This window comes from Terriglobia bacterium (genome assembly GCA_032252755.1).
Lineage (GTDB): Bacteria > Acidobacteriota > Terriglobia > Terriglobales > Acidobacteriaceae > JAVUPY01.
Genome location: JAVUPY010000051.1, coordinates 52,747 through 67,961 on the forward strand (window position 1 = coordinate 52,747; position 15,215 = coordinate 67,961).

The window sequence follows — 15,215 nt, forward strand, 5'->3', positions numbered from 1 at the left end:
AAGGTACCAAAGGGCTAGCTGTTCCCCAAGACGCGACGCTGCTCTACCGCGTCAAGACCGCCGCGTTTTCCCGGTCCTTGAGCGTTGTCTGCTCGTAGGTATAGCGGATTCGGTGAATCACCGTGATGAGCGACAGCACCGCGATGACCCAGAGCACTGGAGCCATGCGGTTGAACAGCGCTCCGATGATGATCAGCACGATGCGTTCCGGACGCTCCATGAAACCGACCTTGCAGAGCGGGATGAGAGATTCGGCGCGCGCACGCGTGTAGCTGACCATCACCGAGCTGACCATGACGAACGCGACCAGCACGACGTAGAAGAAGCGATTGGCTCGAGCGTAATAAACCAGCAGCCCGAAGAAGAGCGCCACGTCGCTGTAGCGGTCGATGACGGAGTCGAAGAAGGCGCCGAACATCGTGACCTGGTTGGTTGCGCGTGCGACGCGGCCATCGACCATGTCGAAGATGCCAGCTCCGATGATCACCAGTCCCGCGTAGAGGAACAGCCGCGGCTGGTTATTGTCGGCGCTGGCGAAGCCAAAGAGCAGCGCCGCACCGATGTTGATCACCAGGCCGATGAACGTCAGAACGTTTGGGGAAATCCGGGTAAGTGCAAGGCCATCGACGATCTTGTAGAGCACAACGCCGCAGGCTTTGCCGATTGCACTGGTCCAGGTCATTGCAGGTCGTCGTGAATGGTGCTCAGCTTCAGCACCTCGAGGTCGCGGTTGCCGTTTGGTGTGATGACAGTACTGACGTCGCCGACGCGCTTGCCCATCAGGGCTCGGCCGATGGGAGAAGTCGTCGAGACCAGCCCTTTGGTGACGTCGGATTCCTCGCTGGTCACCAGCTTGTACTCGATCTTCTCGTCCTTGGTCGAGTCGTAGACCAGGATCGTCGAGCCGATCGCGGCGCGATCCTTGGGAATGTTGCTCAGGTTCACGAGCGAGAGCTCGGCCATGCGCTTCTTGAGCTGGCCCAGCCGGGCGCGGACGAATTCCTGCCGCTGTTTGGCCATGTGGTATTCGGCGTTTTCGCTGAGGTCTCCGAGAGCGGCCGCTTTCTTCAGCTCCCGGGGAAGTTCAACATTCAGCTCATGTTCGAGGACCGAGATTTCTTCCTCGAGCTTTTTCTTGATGTGTTCGGGCATGCGCTACTGAACCACCTGACTGAGGCTACAGTTCTGAGATTATACTCTGCTGGCGCGAGAGGCCCCATGGACAACGCCGGACTGAACTGGGGCCAAATTGACCGAAATCCTTCCAAAACCTATAATAATAGATGTTCCCCTCGTCCGCAGCAGCGGGCCCCGCTCTCATGAATACTCCGACGTTTTCTGTAGGTGACAAAGTCGTTTATCCCAACCACGGAGTCGGCGTGATCGAGCAGATCAGTAGCCGGACCATAGGGACAAGCGTAGAGCGCTTCTATCTCCTGAAAATTGAGGCCAGCTCCCTCAAGGTGATGGTTCCATTCGAGAACGTCACCAGCGTGGGACTGCGCCGGGTTGTCAGGAACGGAGAGATCCAGAAAATCCTGGATTTCCTCTGCGATGGCAAGTGCGACAACAACTCCGACTGGAAGTACCGGTTCAAAGAGAACTCGGACAAGATGCGCACCGGGTCCCTAATGGACGTAGCGGTGGTGCTCAAAAGTCTGCTGCTCCTTGGACAAAGCAAGCCGCTCAGCTTCCGCGAGAAAAAGATGCTGGAGCGCGCCCGCTACCTGCTTGTCAGCGAGCTTTCGATGGCCAAGGCATGGACGGAGAACGACGTTGAAGACGCCCTCACGAAGGCTCTCGCGAAGTCCAAGCTGAAATTTCCGGAGATCGCTGCGCTGGAAGACGCCTGAACATAAGCTTGGAAAGATGAGCCCGGTGCCACCCGGGCTTTTGTGTTTTTGGGCATGGAGAAGCCCCACCCTGGTGATGGACGCCAGGATTGGGCACCGATCCAGCTCAGAAGTCGGTGGGGGCGCTCTTCATGTTGTTGGAGATGGCCTGACTTTCGGCGATGTCCACATCGACGATATTCGCCGAGCCTGCAGAGTCTAGTTGCTTCCATGCCTCTTCTATGACCTCGCCCGGCAACGAAGCGGTCACTTCCAGAAACTCGTTTAGCTGATGATCGCCCTCGAAGACCCGGGCAAAACTGCGTCCTGCAAGGTTGTAGTTGACTTGGAAGCAGGGTAGACCGTTGGCGACTTCGCGACGAAAGATGTGGAGACTGCCAGCCATAACTCGGAGTAGATGCAGATTCGGCGGCAGCGAGTTATCCGTGGGGAAAGACGTCGCTGGCGGTTAGTGACTGGTCACTGGTTGAAACGATGAGCTTTGGGGCCAACGCAACTTCACCAGCAACCGACAACCAGCGCCGATCACGGCTTTACTCTCCGAGCCAGGCTCCCCAGGGACGGAGGCCTTCGACGTGGTCGAAGATGATCTTGAGGGCGGCGGTGACCGGAACCGCTAGAATCAGGCCCATTGCCCCCCAGAGCCAACCCCAAAATAACAGCGCCAAGGTCACAGCGAGGGGATTCAGCTGCAGGCGCTTGCCAATGATCTTGGGGTAGAGGACGTTGAGTGCGAACAGGTGCAGGCCGAGGACGGTGAGAACGATGATCAGGACCTGTTCAGAGTGGATCTGTCCAATGCCGGCCGCGAGTGGCGGAACCAGGGCAAGGACGACGCCCAAATAGGGAATCAGGCTCAGGAACCCGCTGATTACTCCGAGGAAATAGAAGTACGGGAGGTGCAGGGCACCGAAAACAGTCATGCTCACCAAGCTGATGAAAAGACCTACCACGACGTTTCCAACGATGAAGCTTCGAATCATGGCGGAGATCAGGCCGAGAGTGACATAGGCGGTGTTGCGGTTCTCGAGCTTAAACAGCATTACCGTCGATGATCGGAAGTGCTCCTGCCAACTGAGCATGAAATAGGTCAGGAACGGGATGAAGCCGACGAGCAGGACGATTTCCGTTACAGTACCGGCGCCCTGGGTCACGCTGTCGACCCAATTAGTCTGTTTCACCTTTACAGGGATCGCATTCTTGTCGTCCTGAGTGTTGGTCGTCTGGAGTACGTTCTCGGCCGTCTTTTGAATCTTCTCGGTTCTCTGGCGGAAGCGGATCACGGTTTCGCGCATGCGCTCGGAGTACTTCGGCAGATCGTCGAGAAACGAGATGGCGCGGTTGTAGGAGAAATACATCGCCATGTACGAGATGCCCAGGAAAAGCAGGATTGCAAATCCAGAGCCGAACCAGCGCGGAAGGTGGGCACGGTCGCAGGCGTCGACGACAGGCGCGAGAATGAATGCGAGCAGAACCGAGACCAGCGCCACCACGAGTACCAGCTTGGCGAAGTACATCAGGGTGAGAACGGCGGCTGTGGCAAGAACGATGAGCGAAGCCGCCTGCAACCGGGAATACCGCCGGCGCTCGAGTTCGGCGACGGTGCGGAATATTTCTGCGTCGGACGCAGGAGCCTGCGATGCTGGGGATGAATCGTGCTCGACTTCCGGCATCAGCTCCTCCAGCCAATTAAGATGCGCTCTACGGGGCTCCGGGGCTGCGAAGACTATACTTTCAACGTGAGTTCGGAACAATTGACAAAATCGGGGCGTGTGCTGGCCCTGGATGTTGGATCGAAAACGATCGGGCTCGCGGTCACCGATCCGCTTGGGATCACCGCCCAGGGGCTCGACACGATCCGCAGGAAGAACAAGCGAACGGACCTGGCCGCGCTGGCGGAGGTGCTTGCGAAGTACGAGGTCACGGAGATCGTAGTCGGCCTACCCCTCAGAATGAGCGGGCAGGAGGGTATACAGGCGGAGAAGATCCGTGATTTTGTCGCAATTTTGGAGAAGGAGTTTGGGCTTCCTATTCACCTGGTGGACGAAAGGCTCACATCTGTCGAGGCGAACCGGGTGCTGCGCGAGAGCGAGATGTCGATTGGCAAGCGCGCAGGTGCGGTGGATCGACTGGCCGCGGTTCTGATCCTGCAAAACTTCCTCGAGATGCGTCGAAACCAAGGAGGACAAGGCGAGTGGGCAGAGTAAGAATGCGAGCAACGGTTCTGCTATTCAGCTTACTTGTGTGCGCGGGGGGCGGCCTCTCGGCCCAGCAGAATCGACCATGGAAGCCGGCTGATTTCCGGGGATTGGTCGCCGGGAAATCAACAAGGAAGGATGTTATTCGCATGCTCGGCGCCGCGACGCCAAAGAGAGGGCGGCAATTAGAGACCTACTCGTATGCGGGAAAAGGCGATTTCGGCGCGAATGTGATCGTCGAGGTAAGGCTTGCGACAGGAGTGATCGAGACAATCACCGAGCGGTTTTCGCCCAACATTACGCGAACGCAGGCACACAAGAAATACGGCGAGGATTACAGGGAAGTACAGTATTCGGTTGCCGATTGCCCGCACGAAGGAGTAAACGCGCTCGCTTACCGAGATCCGAACGGGCCCATTGGGTTGCTTGTTTACTCCAAGCAGGGAATTGTACTGTGGCCGAATCACGAGGGTTTTGACATTGCGGCGGCGCTGTACCTGGCGAGGCCGTTGCCCAGCAAGAGACCTGTCTGCCCAAAGCGATAGATTCGGATGCGACGCGCCCGGTGCGAGGCGGCTTCTCCCTGATCGTCAATTCGATATCGAGTTTTGGCAGGAACAGGGAGACAAAGCCAGTTTCGCCGCCGCCTGGGAGTTGGTGGTGTTAGCTGAGGAAATGAATGGCCGAAGACCACACTACAAGGAACTGTTACAGCTCTTAAACGAATTCGAGGTTGAGTATCTGATCGTTGGCGGTCTCGCAGTCATGAAATATGGCGAACCGCGTCACACGAAAAACCTCGGCGTGTGGATCAGGAATTCGCCTCAGAATTCTCGGCGGCTGGAGATCTCGTGGCCAACAAGCGGGCCCTGGGCCGAAGCAGCGACTTGGAAGACCTGAAGCGGAATTCGAAAAATGCTGGTCCTCCTCACGAATAAGTTCCTCGATAGTGCGTCCCCTGATTCGTTATTTTTGCTTTCCCGCCTGTAAATGCGTAGATTCGTAATTTCGCGGTTGAGGTTACTGGATTGAGCAATTTTTCTCCGGTGTTGCTGGTTCATGGCGGTGCGTGGGCGATTCCCGACGAGATGGTCGATCTGCATCTGAACGGCGTCAGGGCGGCTCTCGAAAAGGGTTGGCTGGCGCTGGAAAAGGGCGGCTCGGCGCTGGACGCGGTTGAAGAAGCGGTGGTTGCGCTTGAGGATGATGAGACCTTCGACGCTGGACGCGGGTCGTTTCTCAACCGCGATGGCAAGGTTCAACTCGACGCTTTCATGATGGATGGCCAGAGTTTGCGGGCGGGTGGCATCGGATGTGTCGAGCGGATCAAAAATCCGATTCGCGTTGCGCGGACGATCCTGGAGAAGAGCCCGCACGTCTACTTCGTTGGCGAGGGAGCGGAGCGATTTGCGGAAGAGAACGGAATTCCGCTGATCGACAATAGCGAACTGATTCTGCAGCGCGAGGTTGAGCGTTTGCGCAGTGCGAAAGAGCAACGGTATCTGACCACGCCTTCGGAGTTCTGCTCGCCGACCAGTTCGCACGACACTGTCGGAGCGGTGGCGCTGGACGCCAAAGGCGATATTGCCGGCGCGACCTCGACGGGCGGCACGCTGAACAAGGCGCCGGGACGAGTTGGCGATTCCTCGCTGATCGGCTGCGGGTGCTATGCGGACAACGATACGGCGGCAGCGTCCACAACTGGATGGGGCGAGCCGATGATGAAGGTCGTTCTGTCGAAGTGGGCGACCGACCGCGTCGGATACGGCGATACCCCAGAAAAGGCGGCCCACGAGGCTATTCACTACCTTCACCGCAGGGTTCATGGGCACGGGGGCATCATTTTGCTGGACCGGCAGGGCCGGACAGGGGTTGCGCACAACACCCCTCGAATGGCCTGGGCCGTCCGGCGTGCTACTGGAATCGAATGCGCCATCGAGGCTGCGACGCAAAATCGCTGACCCGGGATTTGGTCTAGTGGTGCCAAGTCCTTGCTTTCCAAGCACCTCCTGATATACAACCTTTCGGATTACTCAAAGCAAGAGGGGTAGGGCGCCGTTTATCCAGCCGAATCAAACGAGGATGGCAAAGCTGCCCCATCTGCCGGAGTACCCACTTCAGATGCCCGCCCCATTTCCGGGCAAAGGAATCGAACATGAAAACGAACAGGGAGCTGTTCCGAGTGCTAGTTCTCCTTGTGCTCTTCGCAGTGTCCGCTGTCGCGCAGGTTTCTACCGCGGATCTTCGCGTCGCCGTGAGGGATGTCAAAGGGGCTGTAATTAAGAATGCGACGGTAACGGTAAAGAGCGCAGCGCAAGGATTCGAAAGAACGCAATCGGCGAACGTAGATGGCGATTACCAATTTCGGGCGCTACCGCCGGGGCGTTACGAGGTGACGATCACGGCTCCTGGCTTTGCGAAGGGCGTAGCCAACAACTTAGTCATTACGGTCGGCCAGATAGCAGAATTGCCGGTGACCCTGGAATTAGCCACCGTGAAGGAAGAAGTGACCGTTTCAACCGAAGCGGAACTCGTCGAAACGCAGCAGAGCTCCTCATCGACAACGATCGCGCAGACGAGCATTGACAATCTGCCCATCAATGGACGCAACTACATTAATTTCGCGCTTACCAACTCGCAGTTGTCACGCGACACTACACCGAGCATCGGGGCCGCTCCGACTTCGGGAATCAACGCCGGCGGACAGCGCGCTCGCGGCAACCAGGTGAACGTGGACGGAATGGATGCGGTCGACAACTCCACCAACGGGATCCGCTCGACAGTGTCGCAGGAAGCAGTGCAGGAATTCCAACTACAGACAGAGGGCTACACGGCCGAGTACGGCCGGGCTTCCGGCGCAGTCATTAACATTGTGACCAAGAGCGGAACCAACGAGTTCCACGGTTCGGCATACGGTTATTTGCGGAACCGTTACATCCAGGCGACGAACCCGTTCTCGACGGTTTACCAGCCGGCCTATACGAGAACGCAGGCAGGCATAGCCCTGGGCGGACCCATTAAGAAGGATCGGACCTATTACTTCTTCTCATTTGAGACGACGAGGCGAAACGAGTCAGGCTACACCTCGATCGGGCAGGACAATTTCGGGCTGACTTCCACTGCGGACATCACGAAGTATATGAATGCGTACTACGCAGGCCACGGCATTCCTCAGAATCTGCCTGCGGGTACAATCGTCGTTCCGGTAACTCCGCAGCAGGCTGCATTTCTGAACGCCGCGCCAGTCACGCCCGACACAATCGGCTACGCGTTTCTCGTCGGTGGGTCGAGTACGGTGGCGCTGACCGGTCAGAATGGAGTCACGCCTTACCTTGGAGCATCTCCGAGCAGCTTTGGCTACTTCATTACTGATCAGGCGTCAGGTCAGCAGGTCCCGGTTTCGCTGCCTGCATCGTATGTACCACTGAACACCGTAGGTGGAAACTTCCCTGTCGGCGAACTCACCGATATTTACAGCCTGCGTCTCGATCACCGCTTGACGAACAACCAGAACCTTTCCATGCGCGTAGGAGCCAGCCCAAGCCAGATTTCGGGAATCCAGGTGAACGCGCAAGGTCCGCAGAACTTCGGGCAGAACGCCTGGTCGCGTACCTCGCGGCAGGACTATCACGATTGGTCCATCAACGCGATGCACTCCTGGACGATCGGCTCGAACAAAGTCAACGAGTTCAGGTTCCAGTATTCACGGCGCGGCCTGTTGTATTCGTATGCGAACACTCCTGATGGCGCGAAGGTCGGCGTCAACATTCCAGGAGTCGCGTTCTTCGGCCGCGAACCCTTCAGCTTTGTGAAGCGTACTGAAAAGCGGTATGAGGTCACGGATCACTTCTCCCTGACCAAGGGCACGCACAACATGAAGTGGGGGGTAGACGTCAACTACTTGCCCTTGGAAGCCGATTTCACGGTCAATTTCGGCGGAGTCTACGATTTCGGAGACTTAAACCTGGCTCCTGGCGTCCCGACGCTCTCGGCGGTGCAGGCTTACGGCGCTGGGATGCCGCAGACTTTCATCCAGGGCGTCGGCAATCCTCACGACAAGTTCTCGAACACAGCGCTGGCGGGTTTCTGGGAGGATTCGTGGCGCGTGACGCACAACTTCACGCTGAACTATGGCGTGCGGTACGACGTCGAGTTGACGCCGACCTTTGCTGCGACAACACCCGAGGCAGCAGCAGCGCAAAACGCACTGGGGATCACGCAAGGCATTCCGCGGGATTACAACAACGTCGCGCCTCGGATCGGAATTGCCTGGGACCCGAAGGGCGATGGCAAGACGGTGATTCGCTCTTCGTTCGGACTGTTCTACGATCACCCGCTGCTCGCGCTGGCATTTGACTCGGACGTAGCCGATGGCTCGCAGGCTCCGCAGATCGGGTTGGGCTTCGGGATTCCGTCCCAGGGATGCACGCTGAGCGCAGCCAACCTCTTCACTGGCCTGTTCTCAACTTGTCCCCTGGCTCCGGAACTGAATTATCTTCCCGAGGAGCAGAGGTTCAACTCGACGCCAAACGCGCCCACCGCATGGGCCAACCAGGCGTTCCTGACGGCGGGCCCGGGCGGAGGGCCGATTCCATTAACGTTGCTGCCCTTCGGGCTGCCGACGGCGAAAAACTTCGTCTACCCCTACTCCAACCAGGTCACGTTCGGGATTGAACATGATCTTGGGCACGACATGGCACTCAGCCTGAACTACAACTTCGTTGGTGGAAGACACCTCAATCGGCCCATCAACGTGAATGCGGTTCGAACCGATCTGTTGATTCAGAACTGGCGAAATGCGCTGGCCGCCGGTGATCCGGGTGCTCAACTCAGTCCTCTACTGGTTGGGTCCGTCGGCGGCGTTGCACCATGTGGAGTTAGCCCAACCGGTGCTCCTTGGATCGCGCCGGCTATTGTGAGCTTCTTCCGCCCATCGGGAATGAACCCGTCCTACCTGGGCCAGGCCCCCTATGGAATAGGGGGGACGCAATGCGAAACACTTGGAAATGGCCTGTTGCAGGCGTACGGCCTCGGCGTCGGCGTTCCCGTGCCCTTCAGCGATATGCTCGGGAACTTCTCGAGTGGAAGCTCGGTTTATCATGGTTTCACTGCAAACCTGAAAAAGCGCTTTTCTAAGAACTACGAATTCCTGGCGTCGTACACGTGGTCACACGCGATTGACGACTCGACCGATTTGCAGACACCCCTTGCGCCGCAGGATAACTACAATCCATCAGCCGAACGCTCGACCTCGTTGTTCGACCAGCGTCACCGCTTCGTCTTCAGCGCGGTCGTTCAGAGTGGCCACAGGGCGGGCGGTTTCGCCGGGCACCTGATGAATGATTGGACAGTAGCTCCGATTATTGAAATTGGTTCGGGTAGGCCGTTCAACATCATCACCGGAGTCGACAACAATTTCGATTTCGGAACCTTGACCGACCGGCCATCGATGGCCACCGCGGGGCAGACGAACAGCTGCGGGTTTACGGCAGCAGCTTCGAAGTTCTCGCCGACAGGGTACTTGATCGCGCCATGCTGGATGGACGGTGTCTTCACCGGAAATCTGCCACGCAATTCGGGCATCCGGCCAAAGACCGTGTTCACGGACATGCGCGTTTCGAAGCGCATCAGCCTGACGGAGCGGGTGAAACTGGACGCAATCATGGATGGCTTCAACCTGATCAACCGGTTCAACGTCGCTGATGTGAATCCGTTGTGGGACCAGGCGGGTAAGCCAACAGCGGCATTCGATCCGCGGCAGTTCCAGTTCGCGCTGCGATTGAGCTGGTAGCCGAATTTAGGGATTGGCCCCGGTACTCCGGGGCCTTTTTTCTTTTGCGGTCAGATACTTGTTCCCTTTTCGGTGTGGCGCTTCAAATACCAGCAGGGCTGCATACGTGACCAAAGCGAGCCGTTTCAGATTCGAATTGCAGCGTTGGAGGTTGCGGACCAGAGTGTGAATGATTTTCAATGCAGGATGAGATGAAAATAAGGGCAAGAAGAGAATCGACGATTTCGGTACACGGCGGGGAAGAGCGCCATGGCCAGAATGTATCGATGACAACCGACATCGCGCAGGCATCGGTATTTGCTCTTCGGGATACCGATGAACTGGAGCGATATGCGGAAGGGAAGTCCAACGCTTACCTGTATTCGCGATACGCGAACCCGACGGTGCGCGTGGCGGAGCGCAAGCTGGCCGAACTCGAAGGCGGCGAGGACTGTGTCATCACCGCGAGTGGCATGGCCGCGCAGTTGTCGCTGGCGTTGGCGATTTGTCAGGCCGGAGACGAAATCGTCAGCATGCTCGACATCTACGGCGGTACGCTGAAGCTGTTTCGCGATCTGTTGAGCCGCTGCGGCATCAAGACCCGCTTCGTGCCGTATCACGAGCTCGATCGCATTGACAGCTACATCAACAAGCGCACGCGGATGATGTTTCTCGAGACGCCGACGAACCCGACGCTGCGCTGCGTCGACATTGAGCGATTGGCGGGTATTGGCAGGAAGAAGCGACTCTTCGTGGTGGTAGATAACACGTTCGCGACGCCGGTGCTGCAGAAGCCGCTGTCGCTGGGAGCGGACGCAGTTTGCCACTCCATCACGAAATTTCTAGGTGGGCACAGCGATGTCACCGCCGGCGCGGTGGTGGGCGCGAAAAAGTGGATCGATCCAATCCGGCATACGACGATTTACACCGGCGCCTGTCTCGATCCGAACTCGGCGTTCCTGACGATCCGGGGAATGAAGACACTCCAGGTTCGGGTAGAGCGCGCTTGCAACAACGCGTTTGCCATCGCGGAATTCTTGAAAGGGCATTCGCGGGTCCGGCGGGTTTATTACCCCGGGCTGATGGAAGCCGAGGGGCACGCGGCCGCAGTCAAGCAGATGCGCGACTTCGGGATGATGGTCTCGTTCGACATCAAGGGCGCAGGCAAGGCGGCGCGAAAATTTATCGACTCCCTGCGATTGTGGTACCTGGCGGCGAGTTTGGGCGGAGTGGAGTCAACGGTGTCTTACCCGGTGCTGGCGTCGCATGTCGGACTCGATAAAAAGACATTGCAACTGCTGGGGGTGTCGCCGGCAACAGTTCGCTTGTCGGTTGGCATAGAGGATTCGGCAGATCTGGTTGCCGATCTTGACCAGGCATTACGTAGGGCGTAGCCGTTTAGTACCGGGAGTAAGCCCTTCTGTGGATTGACCCTCGGGAACAAGGAAGGTTACGATTTTGCGACGGGTCTACCCACATCTGCTAATGGCGGATGCGGGGCAGGCGGGTAGAGCCCAAATAGAGGGAAATGAGAATATCCAAGGGTTTACTGGCGCTCCCCCTATTAGGCGCCGCTATAGCTTCTACGGGTTGCGGATCCAAAGACGGCCGCCAGGCCGCCCATGCGACGCCCCCGAAAAACGCCACCGCCCCGACCATTACCCAGCAGCAGGCCCAGGAATCAAAGCCAGTCCCAACCGTTGAAGAAAAGCCGTCGGTTGCTCCGCAGCAACAGGACCCCGTTCCCGCGCTGATCGCGCAGGTCGAGAGCGAATACCAGAAAGGGCAAGCCAATTACCAGGCCGGCCATCTCGAGGCCGCGAAGGCGAGCTTCGACAAGGCGTTCGACATGCTCCTTCAGGGCAAAGTCGGCGTAGAGAGCGACGATCGCCTGCAGAACGAGTTCGACAAGATTGTCGAGGCGGTGCACACCCTGGAGATGCAGGCGCTCAAAGAAGGTGACGGATTCACGGAGCAACCGGCGGAACCGGCGCCGATCGACGAGGCGAACGAGGTCACGTTCCCGGTCGATCCGAACGTGCGTGCCAAGGCAGAAGCCGAGCTGCGCATGACCAAGTCGGACTTGCCGCTTATGATGACCGACCAGGTGGCGAGCTTCATCAATTATTTTTCAACCAGAGGCAAGGGGACACTCGAGCGTGGGCTGGAGAGGTCGGGTCGGTACCGCGACATGATTGAACGCGTCCTGAAGGAAGAAGGCGTTCCGCAGGACCTGATCTATCTTGCACAGGCCGAATCGGGGTTCCATCCGCTGGCGCTGTCGCGCGCGGGCGCACGAGGCATGTGGCAGTTCATGGCTTCCCGAGCGAGCGGTTACGGCTTACAGCGCAACTGGTGGGTTGACGAGAGACAGGACCCGGAGAAATCGACGCGCGCCGCCGCCAGGCACCTGAAGGATCTTTATAACGAGTTCGGCGACTGGTATCTCGCGATGGCGGCCTACAACTCAGGCCCGCTGACGGTGCAGCGCGCGGTGCAGCGCACAGGATACGCGGATTTCTGGGAGCTCTATAAGCGCAACGTTCTGCCGAAGGAGACGAGGAACTACGTTCCCATCATCATCGCCGAGACCATCATGGCGAAGAATCCGGCGCAGTATGGCCTGCAAGATGTCGTGATGGATAAGCCACCGGCAGTGGACAAGGTGAAGATTGATTATCCGGTCGATCTTCGTCTCGTGGCGGAGTGCACCGATACTACGGTTGCCAATTTACAGGACCTCAACCCGAGCCTTCTGCGCATGATGACACCGAAGGAAGGCGAATTCACGCTGAACGTTCCGGCGGGAACCGGTGAAAAGTTCGAACAGGCAATTGCTGCGATTCCCCAGGATATGCGCGTATGGTGGCGCTATCACACGGTTGAACCCGGCGAGACGCTAAGCCGCATCGCCTCGCGATACCACACGACATCGGCTGCAATCGCGCAGGTGAACAGCATCGATACAGATTCGGAACTGCAGGCCGACACGAAATTGATTATTCCGGTTACGCCGGGGCGACAGGTTGACCGCTTGACGTTTTCGAAGCACGCGACGCGTTACAAGGTGCGCCGGGGTGACACGGTTCTTTCCATCGCCGACGATTTTGGAGTTCCAGCGGAAAGGTTGCGCAGGTGGAATCACATTCGCGGGAACTACATAAGAGCTGGCCGGGTCATCCGTATCTATCGCCCGACCGGCACCGTCGAGGAATCTACTCGCGCAGCTTCCCGGGAGCGTGGCAAGAAAGCCACACTAGCGAAGACGCGGAAGGGGACGGCGAGCGATCACGGGACCCCGGAGATCGCGGCTAAGTCTAGTTATAACAGGAGCTTGCAGGCGACCAACGGGAAAGCATTACGGCATAAGGTTAGGCGTGGTGAAACCCTCACGAGCATTGCCAATTCCTATAACACGACGGTTGCCCAGTTGAAGAGAGATAACAATCTGGGCGCCGATAATCTCAAGGCCGGACAAGTCCTGGTAATCAAATAGGCGGAATAGAATGTCGCAGAAACGCCCACCAAGGAGGGCGTTTTTTGTTGTCCATTGGCGCGTAAAACATGTAAGTTGCATCGGAGCAGTTGCAGGAGTAGTTTGTAGCGCTGTAATCCCGTGTGCGCTGGACCGCGCGTCCAACTCCGGGAAAACATAGTTGTGATGAAGGACGCTCTTGTTCTCCTTAATGAGGCGGAGCCTGGAAACGACATCAGGAGGAAGCATGACGTTCCACGACGAAACGCTGTACGGGCGTGATGATGAGATGGATGATTTCGGTGAGTCCAACTACGACGACAACCTCGACGAAGGATATGACGAAGAAGAAGAGGAGGAGGAAGAAGCCGGAGAGGCTGAGCCAGCAGTGTCTCACGCGGAAGAAGCGCCCGCGGTGAGCGCCTCGGAACCGGCCCCGGAACCTCCACCAGTGAAGGCACCCGCCAAGAAAGCGGCCAAGAAGCCGGCGAAGAAGGCTGCCAAGAAAGTAGCCAAGAAGCCAGCGAAGAAAGCGGCGAAAAAGGCGGCTTCGAAGAAGGCGGCGAAGAAAGTTTCCAAGAAGAAACCGGCGAAGAAGGCTGCAAAGAAAGCGGCGAAGAAGCCGGCGAAGAAGCCGGCGAAGAAAGCGGCCAAGAAGCCGGCGAAGAAAGCCAGGAAGGCGGCCAAGAAGCGTCGTTAGGCAATCTTCATGCAAAAATTAAGCCGCGACTCGTGTCGCGGCTTTCCCTTTTCGGGAAGACTACTTCTTCGCTTTCACCGCGCTGAGGCACTGCCCATAAAGATCGAGCAGATGCTTGGCATAGTCCTCAGCCTTATTCACCGCGCCGGCCTGGAATCCCGCACCAGCACCGGTTGTCTTGCCGTAGCCCGTCGTTCCGGCAATGAACTTCATCATGTCCAGCGCGATGTCTTCGTCACGCCGCAATCCAACAGGAAATCCGCTCAACTCGCTCACGTAAACCTCCCGAACATTCTTGATGATAACAAAGCAAGCGATGGATCGTGCCCTGGTGCGAGCGCGCCATCGCGCCATCGCAAGCATCGTTTCTTTCATCGCGTCTTTTACCTGCCACCACCCACACGCGTCAGGTTTCAATCGACACATGACACACGCGGCCGAGGATGTAGTCGCCATAGCTGTGCCCCGAGTCGATGGGAACGAAGTCGAGCGGTTTCGCGTGGACCTGTGGGCGCAGGGTTAGCTGCTTGCCCATGATCTCGACGTTGCGCACGAGCACGGTGTTACCTTTCAGCACGGCGTACATATTGGTGTCGCCCCGGCGATAGGATCGCAACGAATTGTAGTGACGGTCGATGAGCAGGGTGGCCCGCGGAAGCACTCGCGGATACATCGCCGCGCCATCGTCATCGGACGCCTTGTAGAGCAGAAATCGAACCCACGAGGCGCGCGGCGTAACGGGATCCGCGCGCAGGCGACGCAGGAAGTTGCGTTTGAACTTGAGTTGCTCCTCGATGCGCTGCAATTGCGGTTGAGGTTCGCGGAGGGCGGCGGCATCGACAAGCGCAACGCCATCGTACTCGCGATCGGCGGCGTCCTTCGGTAAACGTTCTGATAGTTCTCCGGCGGGAATGAGATCAAGCACGGAGATTCCAAGTACCGTCAGTATGCGGTCCATGCCTTCGAGGCTGAGCCCGCGCCGATTGTGCAGGTAGTTAGAGATGTGGGCCTGCCGGAAGCCGGTCTTGCGGGCCAGCGACAGTCCGGTGAGTTGGCGGGAGGCGATGCGCGTTGCCACGGCGTCGCGCAATCGAGTGTTCAGGCGTTGGAAGTCGACCATGTGGTCTCCAGGTTGCGATGTTTCGCTTTCAGCAAATGTTTGCTAAAAGCTATAGTCTAAGTTGTTGAGTAATGCCCGTAGTAGTAATTTCATTTGCCT

14 protein-coding genes are annotated in these 15,215 nt (G+C 57.9%); 8 read left to right on the forward strand and 6 right to left on the reverse strand.

Features of this window, described 5'->3' with window-relative positions:
• Positions 1 to 43: 43 nt before the first annotated feature.
• Both ROO76_10835 and greA read right to left on the reverse strand, forming a co-directional pair.
• Positions 44 to 682, reverse strand: a complete 639-nt coding sequence (locus ROO76_10835) for a CDP-alcohol phosphatidyltransferase family protein (protein MDT8068645.1) — start codon at positions 680 to 682, stop codon at positions 44 to 46.
• Positions 679 to 1,152 (reverse strand): transcription elongation factor GreA, encoded by a 474-nt coding sequence (gene greA / locus ROO76_10840; GenBank protein MDT8068646.1) that lies wholly within the window; start codon positions 1,150 to 1,152, stop codon positions 679 to 681. The genes ROO76_10835 and greA overlap by 4 nt, the downstream gene beginning before the upstream one ends.
• Positions 1,153 to 1,319: 167 nt before the next feature.
• On the opposite strand from greA, the gene ROO76_10845 reads away from it, so the two are divergent.
• Positions 1,320 to 1,853, forward strand: a complete 534-nt coding sequence (locus tag ROO76_10845; GenBank protein MDT8068647.1) for a CarD family transcriptional regulator — start codon at positions 1,320 to 1,322, stop codon at positions 1,851 to 1,853.
• 106 nt (positions 1,854 to 1,959) lie between these two features.
• On the opposite strand, the gene ROO76_10850 is transcribed toward ROO76_10845, so the two are convergent.
• Positions 1,960 to 2,238, reverse strand: a complete 279-nt coding sequence (locus ROO76_10850; GenBank protein ID MDT8068648.1) for a hypothetical protein — start codon at positions 2,236 to 2,238, stop codon at positions 1,960 to 1,962.
• A gap of 148 nt (positions 2,239 to 2,386) precedes the next feature.
• Entirely contained in the window at positions 2,387 to 3,526 is a 1,140-nt protein-coding gene (locus tag ROO76_10855) for an AI-2E family transporter (protein ID MDT8068649.1), read from the reverse strand.
• An 81-nt stretch (positions 3,527 to 3,607) separates the two neighbouring features.
• Between ROO76_10855 and ruvX the strand changes: the two genes are divergently transcribed.
• The 7 genes from ruvX to ROO76_10890 all read left to right on the forward strand — a co-directional run bounded on the left by ruvX (position 3,608) and on the right by ROO76_10890 (position 13,996).
• Positions 3,608 to 4,060: a Holliday junction resolvase RuvX gene (gene ruvX / locus ROO76_10860; GenBank protein ID MDT8068650.1), complete on the forward strand. Its 453-nt coding sequence runs from the start codon at positions 3,608 to 3,610 to the stop codon at positions 4,058 to 4,060.
• Positions 4,061 to 4,062: 2 nt separating this feature from the next.
• The gene (locus ROO76_10865) at positions 4,063 to 4,596 is read left to right on the forward strand and encodes a hypothetical protein (GenBank protein MDT8068651.1); all 534 of its coding nucleotides are present in this window, start codon (positions 4,063 to 4,065) and stop codon (positions 4,594 to 4,596) included.
• Between the two features lie 483 nt (positions 4,597 to 5,079).
• Positions 5,080 to 6,012 (forward strand): isoaspartyl peptidase/L-asparaginase, encoded by a 933-nt coding sequence (locus ROO76_10870; GenBank protein MDT8068652.1) that lies wholly within the window; start codon positions 5,080 to 5,082, stop codon positions 6,010 to 6,012.
• Positions 6,013 to 6,206: 194 nt separating this feature from the next.
• Complete coding sequence (locus ROO76_10875; GenBank protein ID MDT8068653.1) at positions 6,207 to 9,842, forward strand: TonB-dependent receptor; 3,636 nt, start codon at positions 6,207 to 6,209, stop codon at positions 9,840 to 9,842.
• A gap of 191 nt (positions 9,843 to 10,033) precedes the next feature.
• On the forward strand, positions 10,034 to 11,215 hold the full coding sequence (locus ROO76_10880) for an aminotransferase class I/II-fold pyridoxal phosphate-dependent enzyme (protein MDT8068654.1): 1,182 nt from the start codon (positions 10,034 to 10,036) through the stop codon (positions 11,213 to 11,215).
• A gap of 134 nt (positions 11,216 to 11,349) precedes the next feature.
• Entirely contained in the window at positions 11,350 to 13,317 is a 1,968-nt protein-coding gene (locus tag ROO76_10885) for a LysM peptidoglycan-binding domain-containing protein (GenBank protein MDT8068655.1), read from the forward strand.
• Between the two features lie 226 nt (positions 13,318 to 13,543).
• Positions 13,544 to 13,996 (forward strand): hypothetical protein, encoded by a 453-nt coding sequence (locus ROO76_10890; GenBank protein MDT8068656.1) that lies wholly within the window; start codon positions 13,544 to 13,546, stop codon positions 13,994 to 13,996.
• A gap of 60 nt (positions 13,997 to 14,056) precedes the next feature.
• Here ROO76_10890 and ROO76_10895 read toward each other — a convergent pair whose 3' ends face one another.
• On the reverse strand, positions 14,057 to 14,371 hold the full coding sequence (locus ROO76_10895) for a hypothetical protein (GenBank protein MDT8068657.1): 315 nt from the start codon (positions 14,369 to 14,371) through the stop codon (positions 14,057 to 14,059).
• Positions 14,372 to 14,402: 31 nt separating this feature from the next.
• Entirely contained in the window at positions 14,403 to 15,116 is a 714-nt protein-coding gene (locus ROO76_10900) for a helix-turn-helix transcriptional regulator (protein ID MDT8068658.1), read from the reverse strand.
• Between the last annotated feature and the right edge of the window lie 99 nt (positions 15,117 to 15,215).